Source organism: Bacillus sp. CR71 (assembly GCF_003429245.1).
Lineage (GTDB): Bacteria > Bacillota > Bacilli > Bacillales > Bacillaceae_G > Bacillus_A > Bacillus_A thuringiensis_S.
The window spans coordinates 70,032-85,209 of the sequence record NZ_CP031748.1 but is presented as its reverse complement, the minus strand read 5'-3'; the positions used below and the strand labels follow the sequence as shown (position 1 = coordinate 85,209).

Here is a 15,178-nt window from a genome sequence, read left to right as displayed (position 1 = left end):
AGCCCCGGTTTCCCGGAGTTATCCCAGTCTTATGGGCAGGTTACCCACGTGTTACTCACCCGTCCGCCGCTAACTTCATAAGAGCAAGCTCTCAATCCATTCGCTCGACTTGCATGTATTAGGCACGCCGCCAGCGTTCATCCTGAGCCAGGATCAAACTCTCCAATAAAGTTAGTTTGTCTAGCATCTAAAAATAAAAATTGACGTTTCACGTTGTTTGTTTCGTTCAGTTTTCAAAGAACTACTTGGTCGCTCAGAAGCGACTTTATCAATATAACATTTCGTTACATTCTCGTCAACAACTTTTTTCAATAAGTTGTTTTTCGTTTGTTTTGCTTGTTACCTTTCGTGGCAACGAATATAAATATACCAGTTTGATTATTAAAATGCAATAGTTTTTCTAATAAAATTTTTAACTTAGTAAAAAAGTATAAAAACAGCACATTTCTTCTATATAAGTATAATTTCTCGCACCATCAAGATCTATTATACCCACGCAACTCATACTCAAATAAAAAAAGCTTTGGAGAAATCTCCAAAGCTTAGTCTTGTTTATGGCGCATAGCAGGGAATAATAATACATCACGAATAGATGGTGCATTTGTTAATAACATAACTAGACGATCAATACCAATTCCTAATCCACCCGTAGGAGGCATACCGTACTCAAGAGCTTCAATATAATCGTCATCCATCATATGTGCTTCGTCATTACCTTGTTCACGCTCTTTTAACTGCGCTTCAAAACGTTCTTTTTGATCGATCGGATCATTTAACTCAGTAAATGCATTTGCATGTTCACGTGCAACGATAAATAATTCGAAACGATCTGTGAATCGTGGATCTTCATCATTCTTTTTCGCAAGTGGCGAAATTTCTACCGGATGACCGTAAATAAATGTTGGTTGGATTAATTTATCTTCTACTTTTTGCTCGAAGAACTCATTAATAATATGACCAACTTCCATTGTATCCTTAATTTCTACATTATGTTCTTTCGCAAGCTCACGCGCTTCTTCTACACTCATCGGATTCCAGAAATCCGCTCCAGAGTGTTGCTTAATTGCATCTACCATATGAAGACGTGTCCATTCTGGTTCTAGATTAATTTCATAATCACCATATTGGATTGTTGTTGTACCCAATACTTTTTTCGCAATATGAGCAACCATATTTTCTGTTAGTTTCATAATATCATTATAATCAGCGTACGCTTCATATAATTCAATCATCGTAAACTCAGGGTTATGACGAGTTGATACACCCTCATTACGGAATACACGGCCAATCTCATAAACTTTTTCTAATCCGCCCACAATAAGACGTTTTAAATGAAGTTCAATTGCGATGCGCATATATAATTCCATATCTAACGCATTATGATGCGTAGTGAAAGGACGAGCAGATGCTCCACCTGCAATCGCGTGCATCATAGGCGTTTCTACTTCAAGATAACCGTTGTCATCTAAATATCTTCTCATTTCACGAATAATTTTACTGCGAGTAACAAATGTTTCACGACTTTCCATACTTGTAATTAAGTCTAAGTAACGTTGACGGTATCGTTGTTCAACATCTTTTAATCCATGATATTTATCCGGTAACGGACGGAGAGATTTCGTTAAAAGCGTAAATCCCGTTGCTTTTACTGAAAGTTCTCCAACGTTTGTTTTGAACACTTTACCTTCAATACCTACTAAGTCACCTAAATCTGCTGTCGTAAATAACTCGTACTCTTCATCTCCAACAGTATCTTTACGAACGTAAATTTGAACTTGTCCGTGTAAATCTTGAATGTGCGCGAATCCAGCTTTTCCTTTACCGCGTTTTGTCATAATACGACCAGCGATAGAAACAGTGATTTCTTTCTCTTCTAATTCTTCTTTAGAGAATTCTCCATATAAACTTACTAAGTCGGTCGTTGAATTTGTGCGTTCAAATCGTTTACCGAACGGATCGATTCCTTGCTCACGTAAATTATGTAGCTTTTCACGACGAACAAGCAATTGGTCGTTTAATTCTTCGTGGTTCATGTTATCCATGATATTGATATCACTCCAGCTCTATTAATTTTTACAATATATACAGTATAGCATTTTCTACTCAACTAGAAAAACTGCCAGCAACTAACTGGCAGTTCTTCTTTCTTTCACGTAATTATAGGAAGTGTATAGAAGAATGTCAATCTCCTATGTTCCTTATTAACCAACGTAAATTGTTTGTTGTTTCGCTTCTACTTCTTCTACAAATGCACCTAACACATTCGCAAGGTCTTCACGTGTGTTACAAGCATTAATACCATTACGTACACTCGCATTACCACGAACACCTTTTAAATACCAAGCTGCATGTTTTCTCATCTCTCTTACAGCGACACTTTCGTTCTTTAAGTCGATAAGACGATCTAGATGCAACATACATACATCAATTTTCTCGCGCACTGTTGGTTCCGGCATTAATTCACCTGTCTCTAAATACTTTACTGTACGATAAATCATCCATGGATCCCCAAGAGCCGCACGGCCAATCATAACACCATCTACACCAATCTCATCAAGCATTCGCTTCGCATCTTGCGGTGTTTCGACATCACCATTTCCGATAACCGGGATATTCACAGCTTGCTTTACTTGTTTAATGATATCCCAATCCGCTTTACCTTCATACATTTGCACTCGCGTACGTCCGTGAACCGCCACAGCTTGTCCACCAGCACGCTCAATAGCTCTAGCATTTTCTATTGCGAAAATATGTTCTTCATCCCAACCGATACGCATTTTAACTGTAACCGGCTTTTCAACAGCATCTACAACCGCTGCTACCATTTCATATATTTTATTGGGATCTAAAAGCCACCTTGCCCCCGCATCACATTTTACGATTTTCGGTACTGGGCAACCCATATTGATATCAATAATATCTGCTGTCGTATATTTATCTACGTATTTCGCAGCATCTACAAGAGTTTCTTTCTCTCCACCAAAAATTTGTAAACTTAATGGTTTTTCTCTCTCATCGATATATAACATATCTAATGTTCTTTTGTTATTCAGTAATATTGCCTTATCACTTACCATTTCAGCACAAACTAGACCTGCACCAAATTCTTTCACTGTTAAACGGAATGCAGAATTACACACTCCCGCCATCGGTGCTAATACAACCGGATTTTTCATCTCAATATTTGCAATCTTTAACAATCAACCTACTCCTTCCTGCACAGTCACTTTGGCATTAATTCATCTATCGAAACATTTAATGCCTTAGCAACTTCTACTACAAAATCTTGAGAAGGTGATCGATTCCCTCTCTCAACTTCACCTAAAACAGATACAGATACCCCTAATTCTTTAGCAAAACCTTCTTGCGTGTAGCCTTTTAGCTTTCGAAAAGCACGAATGCGTCTTCCCCATTTTTCTGCTTCCATACCGTTACTCCCTCTCGCCTTTTCATTTCTTCTACTTGTGAACGTGAAATGTTTTGTTTTATGTCTTGATTAATCTCTAACAACGGAACGATAACAAAAGCTCTTTCAAACATCCGCGGATGCGGAACAATAAGATTCTCTGCTTCAATATTCTCTTGATTATAAAGTAAAATGTCAAGGTCGATAGTCCTCGGCCCCCACCTAATTTCCCTTTTTCTTCCTAGGTCATTTTCTACTTTTTGTGTTACTTTCAATAATTCTTGTGGTGATAAATTGGTAGAAATTTTTATAACTAAATTTAAAAAGCAACTTTGGTCAGTATAGCCAACTGGCTCAGTTTCATATACAGATGAAATATCATCAACCTGAATATAAGGATTTTTATTTAAGAACTGAATCGCTTCGGTTAGATACGTATAACGCTCTCCAATATTTGACCCTAATGCAATGTATGCTATATTATTCATGGACGTTCTCTCGTAATTTCTACTGCTACAGCACGATAATGACCTGGTATCGGTGGATCCGGCTTAATTACCTTAATTGTACATCGTGAAATACTTTCATATTGTTTTAATATATCTGCAGCAATATTTTCAGCGATACTCTCCACAAGCTTATACTTTCTATCTTCAACAACTTTTCTACATAATTCGAAAAGCTCTCCATAATTGACCGAATGCTCTAATTCATCACTTTCCCCTGCACGCTTTAAATCCAACTCCACCGTTAAGTCAACTTTAAATCTCTGACCTAATTTATTTTCCTCCGGGAACACACCATGATAACCGTAAAACTCCATATCATGGATATAAATTTTATCCAATTACTTTACCCCCTTACCAATCATTGCATCCATCATTTTAGCCATACGCGCCATTTCTTGCACATCATGGACACGAACAAACTCACAACCCTTTTCAATACCAAGACAAACAGTAGCTCCCGTTCCCTCAAGGCGTTCCTCTACTGGCAAATCTAATACGTGCCCAATAAAGGACTTTCTCGATGTACCTAAGAGAACCGGATAACCTAGCACATTTAACTGTTCTAAATTACGCATCACCTCTAAGTTTTGCTTAGGTGTTTTAGCAAAACCGATACCTGGATCTAAAATAATATTCTCATCTCGCACACCAGCATTTTTAGCAATTTTGATACTATCATACAAATCAGCAATCATATCCGCCATTAAATTACGATAATTCATATTATCGCGGTTATGCATTAAAATGATAGGTACATCATAATGAGCTGCGACTTCAGCAATTATTGGCTCCGCCTTCGCTCCCCAAATATCATTAATAATATGAGCACCAGCCTCAATTGCTTGCTTTGCAACTTCAGCTTTATATGTATCGATAGATATAGGCAATTTCACTTCTTTTGAAACCGCTTGAATCATCGGGACAACTCGCTTTATTTCTTCTTCTACTGATACTTTAGCAAAACCCGGGCGAGTAGATTCGCCACCAATATCAATAATATGAGCACCTTCACCTTGCATTTCTTTTGCATGACGTACCGCAGCATCTACCTCGTTGTAACTCCCACCATCAGAAAACGAATCTGGTGTTACATTTAAAATCCCCATAATTAATGTCTTTTCATTTAAATTCAATGTATATTCGCCGCAGCGTAAATCATAATCCCACTTCAAACTACACATCTCCTCTTCGTAATTCATTTCTGCTCCATAATTTCTCTCTCTGCATTCCATAAAGGTACATTAAACTTTTTGTAACTACTCCTACTTTACCCGGGAAATCCTGCGCTTCTATACGATAAAGCGGAACAATTTCTTGAATTGAGTTTGTTACAAAGACTTCATCTGCTGAAAGTAATTCATCTTTTGTAAAGAAACCTTCCTTTACTTCTATATTCAATTCTTCAGCACTTTTTATAATAAACGCACGAGTGATACCATTTAAAATCCCTGTTTTTAACGAAGGTGTATATAAAACATCACCTTTCACAAAAAAGAGATTCGAAACAATCCCCTCTGCAACATAACCTGCTTCAGTAAGGAAAATACCTTCCTTGCTCACTACATTTCCAATTTCACGCTTCCCTAAAATATTATTTAGATAATGATGAGACTTCAGACGAAATGCTCCTTCTGGTGTATTTCGCACTTGTTTTAAAATAACCCCTTCTTTTTCTACTACATCTCCTGGAGCTGTTAAAGGTTTTATAAAAACAATAACCGAAGGGTCTTCATACATTTCCGTTTGTAATCCTATTTCATCTACACCTGCTGATACATTAAAACGTACATACGCATGTTCCAATTCATTCTTAGCGAGTAGATTTTTCAAAATAAGCATCACGTCATCTTTTGTCATTGTCCATTTAATTTGCAATGCATCTAGCGCACCTATTAAACGGTTATAATGATCATCTAACAAAAAAGGATGACCATTATAAATACGAAATGTCTCAAAAACTCCCAGCCCATATAAATAACCATGGTCATAAGGGGAGATTTTCGCTTCATTCGCTTCTACATACTCGCCATTTACGTAAATTAACATGATGTCACACTTGGACTATATTTACGAATGAAGTTCTGTAGTAACTCTTTCCCATGAGAAGTCATAATAGATTCTGGGTGGAATTGCACACCCTCTATCGGCAGTGTCTTATGACGAATCGCCATAATTTCCCCTTCCTCTGTCCAAGATGTTACCTCTAAACAATCTGGCAATGACTCTTTCTTAACAATCAGGGAATGATAACGCGTTGCAGTAAATGGATTAGGAATATCTAAGAAAATCGTTTTCCCATCATGATGCATAAGTGACGTTTTTCCATGCATTAATCGCTCTGCACGAACAACTTCTCCACCAAATACTTGTGCAATCGATTGATGCCCAAGACAAACTCCAAAAATCGGAATCTTCCCAGCAAAGTATTTAATAACTTCCATACTAATCCCCGCTTCATTAGGACTACATGGACCTGGCGAAATCATTAAGAAATCTGGTTTCATATTCTCAATATCTGCAATACTCACTTCATCATTACGCTTAACAACAAGCTCTTGTCCAAGTTCTCCAAGAAACTGTACTAAATTAAATGTAAAAGAATCATAATTATCAATCATTAATATCATTTCTCTCACCTAACCGTTTCTTCGCTACTTTCTTTTGCACGCCATAAAGCAATTGCCTTTTTTAACGACTCTTTATATTCATTTTTCGGATTTGAATCAATTACAATTCCCGCTCCAGCTTGCACATGTGCTTGCCCATCTTTCGCAAGAAGCGTTCTAATGACAATATTTAATTCCGTATCTCCAGAATAACCAATCCAACCAATTGAACCTGTATAAATCCCTCGACGAACAGGCTCTAATTCTTCTATAATCTCCATCGTACGTATTTTCGGTGCACCAGTAATTGTTCCACCAGGAAATACAGCTTTCACTAAATCGAAAGCATCCTTATCTTCTTCCACCTCACCACGCACATTGGAAACGATATGCATAACATGTGAGTACTTTTCAATTACCATAAATTCATCGACTTCTACAGTACCATATTTACAAACACGTCCTAAATCATTTCGCTCTAAATCTACAAGCATCACATGCTCTGCTCGTTCCTTTTCGTTCTCAATTAATTCCCTTGCTAAGTCTTGATCCTCTTGTTCATTTGCACCTCGGGATCTTGTACCTGCAATTGGTCGTGTACTTACTTCTTGCCCTTGTTTTTTAATCAGCAATTCAGGCGAAGCACTAACAATTTGAAAATCCCCAAGCTCTAAGTAACCCATATATGGAGATGGATTAATTTTACGAAGACTTGTATAAATTTCTAGTGGATGCGTTTGTAAAGTTCTTTCCTGTCTTGTCGACAAGTTTACTTGAAACACATCACCATTTCCAATATACTCTTGAATACATTCAACAGCCTTCATAAAGCCTGCTTCTGTAAAGGCAACCGCTTCATTTTTCTTTTTAGGACGTTCAAACGGCATAGTCACTTCAGGCACTTCTGCCGTCCAAAGATCCTTCCATTCATTTAAACGTTCTTCCGCTTCTGCATGCTTATCTACATAATGTGTAATAATCCACAATACCTTTTCTTTTTGATCATAGACAAACACATCATCAAATAATAAAAAGTATATATCGGGTATATTCAGATCATCCTCTGCAAGAGAAGGGAGTTTTTCAATATAACGGATACAATCATAACTAAAGTAGCCCATTGCACCACCTTGAAAAGGTGGGTACTCTGGATTGTAGTCTGTTTTCCATTTCTCCATATATTCTTGCATTAAATCTAATGGATTCCCTTTTTTTATTGTTTCCTTACCACTTTCACTTATATGTAACTTTACACCCTTTCCTTGGATTACCGCTACCGGGTTTAAACCCACTATGTTATAACGACCGCCACGTCCACTTTCCAGCAAAATATGTTGCGGCTTATCCTGAGAAAGAAATTTATATTGCTTAAAGAAATCTAACTGATATGGAATAGAAAGCGCTAAAGATTTTCTTCGTTGCATATCAACACCCCGTCTTCTTTTATCCCACCCTCTTAGATGAACCACCTCAAACTACATAAGTTATTTATATAGAGATTGATTATACTCGAAGGCTAGTGAAAATAATTTAATTATACTACCTCTTATTTTACATGAAGTTTTCTAGTCATTCACTCTTTTCCTATTTCCAATCCAAAAAGAAAAAGCATCCTTTTTCAAGGATGCTTTTTCAATCGCATTTAATTATGATTCAAATTGATAAAGTGGTGTACTTAAATAACGTTCACCGTTACTTGGAATAATAACGAGTACCTTTTTCCCTTTACCTAACTTTTTCGCAACTTCTGTTGCTGCATAAATAACTGCTCCTGAAGAGATACCAACTAAAATACCTTCTTCTTTAGCCACTCTTCTCGCATATTCAAATGCTTGCTCTGTTTTCACTTGAATAATTTCATCATATACTTCTACATCCAATGTCTCTGGGACAAATCCCGCCCCAATTCCTTGGATTTTATGTGGACCTGGTTTCCCACCAGATAACACTGGTGAATCCGCAGGTTCTACTGCATAAATTTTAATACCTTCATATGCTTCCTTCAGCACTTCACCAGCACCAGTAATTGTTCCACCTGTACCAATACCTGCAATAAACGCATCTAATTGATCACCCATTTGCTCAACAATTTCTGGACCTGTTGTTAAACGGTGAATTTGTGGATTCGATTGATTTTGGAACTGTTGCGGTATAAAGTAACCATGCTCTTTTGCTAATTCAGTTGCTTTACGAATTGCTCCACCCATCCCTTCAGGACCTGGAGTCAATACTAATTCAGCACCGTAAGCACGTAATAAATTACGACGCTCAATACTCATTGTTTCTGGCATTACTAAAATTGCATTATATCCTTTAGCAGCCGCTACCATCGCTAAACCAATACCTGTGTTACCACTTGTTGGTTCAATGATTGTATCGCCCTCTTTTAACAATCCCTTTTTTTCAGCATCTTCAATCATAGCTAGTGCAATACGATCTTTAACGCTACTCCCCGGATTCATAAATTCTAGTTTTAAGTATATATCTGCGCTGTCTGATTCTACGATGCGGTTCAACTTAACGATCGGCGTTTTCCCGATTAATTCTGAAACTGATTGTGCCACTCGCATTCCTGTCACTCCTAACACCGAGTATTTTTATTGGTTTTATCTATATTTAGATTTTGTCAGAAAATTCCCTGTTTGTCAATCTATTCGGAGGGTTAATCCCCTTATTACAAATTCTCAATTAAATTTGTAATATCTTCTTTAGAGAACTTGTAACGTTCATTACAGAAATGGCAATGAACTTCTGTCTCTTCTTCTTCTTCACGAATTTGCTCTAACTCTGTTTTACCTAAACTAATTAACACACTCTCAATACGCTCACGTGAACACGTACAATTAAATTGAACATCCATTGTTTCTAATACTTTTATTTTATCTTCTCCAAGGACTGCATATAGTAGCTCTTCTGGAGAAAGGCCTCGTTCAATCAATGTTGATACAGGCGGGATTTTTTGCAAACGATCTTCAATGAATGAAATTGTTTCTTCCTGTGCGCCCGGCATAATTTGAAGGATAAATCCACCCGCCGCTAATACGCTGTCATCTCCATTTACAAGGACACCGACACCAACAGAAGAAGGCGTCTGCTCAGAAACTGCGAAATAATACGTGAAATCTTCCCCTAGTTCTCCCGAAACGATTGGGGATTGACCGATAAACGGCTCACGCATACCAATATCTTTAATTACTGTTACAAAACCTTCTGTACCTACCGCTTGATATACACGTAATTTCCCTTGTTCCGTTCCTTCAAAATCAACATGTGGATTCGTTACGTAGCCACGTACATCTCCATTTGCATGAGCATCCACTAAGATAGGGCCAATCGGACCATTACCTTCTACCTTAATCGTTAACTTTTGATCACCTTTTAACATCGCACCCATCATTGTACCTGCAGTTAAAGAACGACCAAGTGCCGCCGAAGCTGTCCTCCATGTATCATGACGTCTTTGTGCCTCACTTACTGTATTTGTTGTACGTACACTATACGCACGTACTTCTCCATCAAACGCTAACGCTTTTACTAAATAATCTTTCATACTTATTTATTCACCTTTCTCCTGCTGTAAATTTGCATTACGCTCATATAACATATACAAGCCTTTTAACGTTAAAAATGGATCTACAATATCAATTACATTCGATTCCTCTGAAATTAATTTCGCCAATCCACCTGTTGCAATAACTTTCGGTTCTTGTTTAGCTTCCTCTTTCATACGCTTAACAATACCTTCCACTTGTCCTACATAACCATAAAGAATACCTGATTGCATCGCACTTACTGTATTCTTCCCAACAACACTGCTCGGTTTTGTAATTTCAATACGAGGAAGTTTTGCCGCCCTACTATATAAAGCCTCTGCTGAAATCATAATTCCTGGCGTAATAACTCCACCCATATAATGCTTTTCTTCATTAATATAACAATATGTAGTAGCCGTACCAAAATCAACAATAATAAGTGGACTTCCATACAATTGGATTCCTGCTACTGCATTTACAATTCGATCTGCGCCTACTTCACGTGGATTTTCATATTTAATATTTAGCCCCGTTTTTATTCCAGGTCCTACTACAAGCGGTTTAATTTTAAAATACTTTTCACACATACGTTCTAAAGCGAACATAATTGGTGGTACGACTGAAGACACAATAATACCTTTCACATCTTCAAACGAGAGACCCTCATGATCAAGTAACTGTTTTACAAGCATTCCATATTCATCTTCTGTCTTATGACGATCTGTTTCCATGCGCCAATGCTGACGAAGTTCCCCCTCTTCAAACACGCCTAGTACAGCATTTGTGTTCCCTACATCCAATACAAAAATCATATTCTCACCACTTATCTTATTTAATCTATATTTGTGTAGTATGTATAAAACTTATAAAAACATCATATCACACATACTTATATAATCAGCTTTCCTATCCTCATCATTTTACAAAAAGATTGCTCTCTATTTCAATTTTTAATACTAGTTTTACTTAAATTACTTTATCCACTAAGCCCTCAATAGTAATTAGCAAAAATCTTAACAAATAAAAAAGGAGTGACGATAGTCACTCCTTCATTTCTTACTTATCTTCTTTATCTTCATCGTCTTTCTTCATATTGATGTTTACTTTCACATCATCTGAAGATGTTGGACGCTCAGGTAATCTGCCATAATCATATAAATGATTAATTTGCTCTGCATCTAATGTTTCTACTTCAAGTAACGTTTTTGCGATAATATCAAGCTTATCTCGTTTTTCAGTAAGAATTTGTTTCGCACGAGCATAACAGTCTTTAATAATCGTTTGCATTTCCACATCAATTTCATGCGCAATTGCATCACTGTAGTTTTGTTCTGAATGGAAGTCTCTTCCTAAGAATACCTGACCACCTTGTGAGCTACCAAATTGCATCGGTCCAAGCTTATCACTCATACCGAATTCCGTAACCATACGTCTTGCAATACCAGTCGCACGTTGGAAGTCGTTGTGAGCACCTGTACTTGCTTCACCAAATACAATCTCCTCAGCTACTCGACCACCAAGTAAACCAGTGATTTTATCAAGTAACTCTGGCTTTGTCATGAAGTAACGATCTTCCTTCGGAAGCATTACCGCATATCCACCAGCTTGACCACGAGGGACAATTGTTACTTTATGAACGACATCAGCCTCATCAAGAACAACACCAATTACAGTGTGGCCTGCTTCATGGAAAGCAACGATATTACGTTCTTTTTCAGAGATAACACGACTTTTCTTAGCTGGACCTGCAATAACACGATCCGTTGCTTCATCGATATCACTCATATCAATTTTCTTCTTATCTCGACGTGCAGCTACTAAAGCAGCTTCGTTTAATAAGTTTTCAAGATCCGCACCAGAGAATCCTGGTGTACGAGTCGCAATTGCTCTTAAATTAATATGCTCATCAAGCGGTTTATTACGCGCATGTACTTTCAGTACAGCTTCACGGCCATTTACATCTGGACGATCTACTGTAATTTGACGGTCAAAACGACCTGGACGTAATAACGCTGGGTCAAGAATGTCTGGACGGTTTGTCGCAGCAATGATAATAATACCTTCGTTTGCACCGAATCCATCCATTTCAACAAGTAACTGATTCAATGTTTGCTCACGCTCATCATGACCACCACCAAGACCTGCGCCACGTTGACGACCTACTGCATCAATTTCATCAATGAAAATGATACAAGGAGCATTTTTCTTTGCATTTTCAAATAAATCACGTACACGTGATGCACCGACACCGACAAACATCTCTACAAAGTCAGAACCACTGATAGAGAAGAATGGAACGCCAGCCTCACCTGCAACAGCACGTGCTAATAAAGTTTTACCTGTACCTGGAGGTCCAACTAATAGGACACCCTTTGGAATACGGGCACCAACTTCAGAAAACTTACGAGGGTCTTTTAAGAATTCAACTACCTCAACAAGTTCTTGTTTCTCTTCATCCGCCCCAGCAACATCTCTGAAACGAACTTTTTTCTTTTCATCATTATATAACTTCGCCTTACTTTTCCCGAAGTTCATAACACGGCTACCGCCGCCTTGAGCTTGGTTTAATAAGAAGAAGAATAAAATGAAGATGATGACAAACGGAATGATTGAAGTAAAGAATGTTACCCAAGCACTTGTTTCTTCTGCTGGTTGATACTTAACTTCGGCACCTTTCGCTTTATCATTGATTTTCTTTTGTAATTCCTCAGTATTTGGTGCATAAGTAACAAATTGTTCTCCTTGGCTAGAGTTATTGAATTGTCCTTTTACCTCAAATACACCATTTTTCGGTTGAAGTTGCACATTACGCACTTCACCGCTTTCTAGTTTAGTAATGAATTTGTCGTAGCTAACTGATGTCGTTTTTTGTGTCGAACCATTAAAATAGCTCACGATTCCAATTACTACTAAGAATATCAGTAAATAAAAGATGGTATTACGGAAGATACGATTCATTCCTAACCTCCTCTCACGGCATAAACACTATAGTAAATCGTAACATAGAAAAACTTTCCTATACAATTGTAAAGCCTGTATTTAATTAATTTGAGTAAACGCTTGGTTTTAATACGCCTACATAAGGAAGATTACGGTACTGCTCTTTATAATCTAATCCATATCCTACTACAAATTCATGTGGAACAGTAAATCCAACATAATCCGCTTTCAGATCAACCTTACGGCCTGTTGGCTTATCTAATAATGTAACAATTTTTACAGACTTCGCTTTACGATATTTGAATAAGTCTACTAAGTAGCTTAGTGTAAGACCACTATCAATAATATCTTCGACGATTAAAATATCACGACCTTCTACAGAAGTATCAAGATCTTTTAAAATTTTCACTTCGCCTGTTGAAACTGTAGAGTGACCATAACTAGATACAGCCATAAAATCCATTTCAAGATATGTATCTGTTCTCTTTAATAAATCTGCCATAAATGGCATTGCGCCTTTTAATACACCAATTGCAAGGGGTACTGTGTTTTTATAATCCTCTGCAATAACTGCACCTAGTTCGCGCACCTTTTCTTGTATTTGTTCTTCAGAAATTAATACTTTTTCGATATCTTGATTCATCATTTCATTATCCTCCCGGAAGACTCCTTGCTTTTGTAGTGAATAATCATATATTTACCCTTCTTTGCCATCTCTTTCGAAATTGCAAATGCAGATCGCTTCAACAAGGGTACCCAAATAATGTTCCCACTTGCATCACAAACGACCGGCCATTCTTCCCTTTTTTCTTTTGGTACTTTCGCTTCGATAAAAATAGCTTTTATCTTTTTCGTGCCATCCATACCTTGTATTGACATGCGATCTCCATTTTCCCTAGAACGAATACGAAGTGGATATGATATATCATTATACTTAGCAACAAATACTGTTTCATTCATGTTACTTGGTATATCTTCGCTCACCTCTGTTACAAATTCATCCCCGTTCAATAGCGTAATGATCCCGGGTACTGATAAATCTTGCAAAAAAGGAGAGACAATTTCTTGTTTAAATCTAAAGCTACACTCCTCGTATGTACGAACAATTTTCAAATCACCTGGAAAATCAAGTGAACCTGAAGGTTGTGTCCGCTTAAAAAACTCAATCACCTTGTCAATATGTATAGAAGAAAGAGAAGATGGAATCTTATATTCATAAAGATAGTTTAATATTAGTTGAATCCCTCTTCTTTGTAAAGGCATAGACATGGATTCAAAGGCAGGAATTGATAAGCTAATTTGTTTATCACTTTTTTTTGTAATTACTTTATTCATTTTCTCAAAAGCTAATTCCTGCAAATAAGCCTCATCCTCTTGCATCTGCACGCTAAATTTTTGGAATTTCTCATGCATTTGTGGATTTTCTTCTTTTAAGTGAGGAAGGACATATTTACGTAATCGATTCCTTGTATATACTTCCTTTTTATTACTCGGATCTATACGTGGAATTAAATTTAGCTTATTACAGTAATCAACAATTTCTTCCTTCGTTACCCCAAGTAACGGCCTAATTAAATATCCATTATGAAAAGGACGCTTCACTGCAATTCCTGCATATCCTTTCGGAGTACTCCCTCTTACAAGACGCATTAAAATCGTCTCTACTTGATCATCTCCATGATGTCCAAGAGCAACATATCTTGCATCATATTTCTTCATTATTCTTTCCAAAAATGCATATCTGCATTCCCTAGCAGCAACCTGTGCATTCATCCCGTATTGCTGTTGATATTGTGATACATTAATTCTTATCGTTTCACAAATAATTCCCAGTTCTTCACAAAGGTCCTGCACAAACTGTAAATCCTCATGAGATTCATCACCTCTAAACATATGATCCACATGAGCTACTACAATTTCCAACTGTTTTTCCGCTCTTTTTTCTAATAAATAATATAAAAGGGCTAACGAGTCAGGACCACCAGAAACTCCCACAACAATTGTTGAATCATTCTTTAATACATCATGCTGCTTTACAAAGTCATCTACTTTTTCAACAAATGTATCTTTCAACTTCGCAATCACCTTTCATTAAACAAGAACAGCAACATTAGTCGCCTTGTCTATAATGGTACAACTTTTACAAACATTGTGCAAAAAAAAGATATACAAAAATTACATTTT

General features: G+C 37.1%; 15 protein-coding genes. All 15 read right to left on the bottom strand.

Translation table 11 applies throughout. The annotated features are described in order from the left end of the window. Positions 1-542: 542 nt before the first annotated feature. Entirely contained in the window at positions 543-2,042 is a 1,500-nt protein-coding gene (gene lysS, locus DOS87_RS00475; protein WP_000369685.1) for a lysine--tRNA ligase, read from the bottom strand. A 159-nt stretch (positions 2,043-2,201) separates the two neighbouring features. Then, positions 2,202-3,200, bottom strand: a complete 999-nt coding sequence (dusB, locus tag DOS87_RS00470) for a tRNA dihydrouridine synthase DusB (protein WP_000912244.1) — start codon at positions 3,198-3,200, stop codon at positions 2,202-2,204. Positions 3,201-3,223: 23 nt separating this feature from the next. Beyond that, a complete protein-coding gene (locus DOS87_RS00465) occupies positions 3,224-3,427 on the bottom strand; it encodes a helix-turn-helix domain-containing protein (protein WP_000387030.1) in 204 nt (67 codons plus the stop codon). Continuing rightward, positions 3,379-3,894, bottom strand: coding sequence for a 2-amino-4-hydroxy-6-hydroxymethyldihydropteridine diphosphokinase (folK, locus tag DOS87_RS00460; protein WP_001059450.1), 516 nt, complete (start codon positions 3,892-3,894; stop codon positions 3,379-3,381). The genes DOS87_RS00465 and folK overlap by 49 nt, the downstream gene beginning before the upstream one ends. After that, entirely contained in the window at positions 3,891-4,253 is a 363-nt protein-coding gene (gene folB, locus DOS87_RS00455; RefSeq protein WP_000358066.1) for a dihydroneopterin aldolase, read from the bottom strand. The genes folK and folB overlap by 4 nt, the downstream gene beginning before the upstream one ends. After that, positions 4,254-5,114: a dihydropteroate synthase gene (folP, locus tag DOS87_RS00450; RefSeq protein WP_002162959.1), complete on the bottom strand. Its 861-nt coding sequence runs from the start codon at positions 5,112-5,114 to the stop codon at positions 4,254-4,256. Beyond that, positions 5,089-5,961 (bottom strand): aminodeoxychorismate lyase, encoded by an 873-nt coding sequence (gene pabC / locus DOS87_RS00445; RefSeq protein ID WP_000909860.1) that lies wholly within the window; start codon positions 5,959-5,961, stop codon positions 5,089-5,091. The genes folP and pabC overlap by 26 nt, the downstream gene beginning before the upstream one ends. Further along, a complete protein-coding gene (gene pabA, locus DOS87_RS00440) occupies positions 5,955-6,542 on the bottom strand; it encodes an aminodeoxychorismate/anthranilate synthase component II (RefSeq protein WP_000602284.1) in 588 nt (195 codons plus the stop codon). Before pabA ends, pabC begins: the two co-directional genes overlap by 7 nt. A gap of 5 nt (positions 6,543-6,547) precedes the next feature. Further along, entirely contained in the window at positions 6,548-7,945 is a 1,398-nt protein-coding gene (gene pabB / locus DOS87_RS00435) for an aminodeoxychorismate synthase, component I (RefSeq protein ID WP_001189711.1), read from the bottom strand. Positions 7,946-8,167: 222 nt separating this feature from the next. Beyond that, a complete protein-coding gene (gene cysK / locus DOS87_RS00430) occupies positions 8,168-9,091 on the bottom strand; it encodes a cysteine synthase A (RefSeq protein WP_001261716.1) in 924 nt (307 codons plus the stop codon). Between the two features lie 104 nt (positions 9,092-9,195). Continuing rightward, positions 9,196-10,071, bottom strand: coding sequence for an Hsp33 family molecular chaperone HslO (gene hslO / locus DOS87_RS00425; protein ID WP_208730178.1), 876 nt, complete (start codon positions 10,069-10,071; stop codon positions 9,196-9,198). 6 nt (positions 10,072-10,077) lie between these two features. After that, positions 10,078-10,866 carry a type III pantothenate kinase gene (locus DOS87_RS00420; protein ID WP_000578366.1) on the bottom strand — a complete coding sequence of 263 codons (789 nt, stop codon included), beginning with the start codon at positions 10,864-10,866 and terminating at the stop codon, positions 10,078-10,080. Between the two features lie 244 nt (positions 10,867-11,110). Next, positions 11,111-13,012 (bottom strand): ATP-dependent zinc metalloprotease FtsH, encoded by a 1,902-nt coding sequence (ftsH, locus tag DOS87_RS00415; protein WP_001079668.1) that lies wholly within the window; start codon positions 13,010-13,012, stop codon positions 11,111-11,113. 85 nt (positions 13,013-13,097) lie between these two features. Then, positions 13,098-13,640 (bottom strand): hypoxanthine phosphoribosyltransferase, encoded by a 543-nt coding sequence (gene hpt, locus DOS87_RS00410; RefSeq protein ID WP_000981846.1) that lies wholly within the window; start codon positions 13,638-13,640, stop codon positions 13,098-13,100. Beyond that, positions 13,637-15,067 (bottom strand): tRNA lysidine(34) synthetase TilS, encoded by a 1,431-nt coding sequence (gene tilS, locus DOS87_RS00405; protein WP_000655456.1) that lies wholly within the window; start codon positions 15,065-15,067, stop codon positions 13,637-13,639. Before tilS ends, hpt begins: the two co-directional genes overlap by 4 nt. Positions 15,068-15,178: the final 111 nt, after the last annotated feature.

Bases quoted from the DNA above. Each gene is read 5' to 3' on its own strand.
- pabB (WP_001189711.1), bottom strand. From the start codon at position 7,945: ATGCAACGAAGAAAATCTTTAGCGCTTTCTATTCCATATCAGTTAGAT.
- DOS87_RS00420 (WP_000578366.1), bottom strand. From the start codon at position 10,866: ATGATTTTTGTATTGGATGTAGGGAACACAAATGCTGTACTAGGCGTG.
- hslO (WP_208730178.1), bottom strand. From the start codon at position 10,071: ATGAAAGATTATTTAGTAAAAGCGTTAGCGTTTGATGGAGAAGTACGT.
- pabC (WP_000909860.1), bottom strand. From the start codon at position 5,961: ATGTTAATTTACGTAAATGGCGAGTATGTAGAAGCGAATGAAGCGAAA.
- hpt (WP_000981846.1), bottom strand. From the start codon at position 13,640: ATGATGAATCAAGATATCGAAAAAGTATTAATTTCTGAAGAACAAATA.
- folP (WP_002162959.1), bottom strand. From the start codon at position 5,114: ATGAATTACGAAGAGGAGATGTGTAGTTTGAAGTGGGATTATGATTTA.
- pabA (WP_000602284.1), bottom strand. From the start codon at position 6,542: ATGATATTAATGATTGATAATTATGATTCTTTTACATTTAATTTAGTA.
- lysS (WP_000369685.1), bottom strand. From the start codon at position 2,042: ATGGATAACATGAACCACGAAGAATTAAACGACCAATTGCTTGTTCGT.
- ftsH (WP_001079668.1), bottom strand. From the start codon at position 13,012: ATGAATCGTATCTTCCGTAATACCATCTTTTATTTACTGATATTCTTA.
- folK (WP_001059450.1), bottom strand. From the start codon at position 3,894: ATGAATAATATAGCATACATTGCATTAGGGTCAAATATTGGAGAGCGT.
- cysK (WP_001261716.1), bottom strand. From the start codon at position 9,091: ATGCGAGTGGCACAATCAGTTTCAGAATTAATCGGGAAAACGCCGATC.
- DOS87_RS00465 (WP_000387030.1), bottom strand. From the start codon at position 3,427: ATGGAAGCAGAAAAATGGGGAAGACGCATTCGTGCTTTTCGAAAGCTA.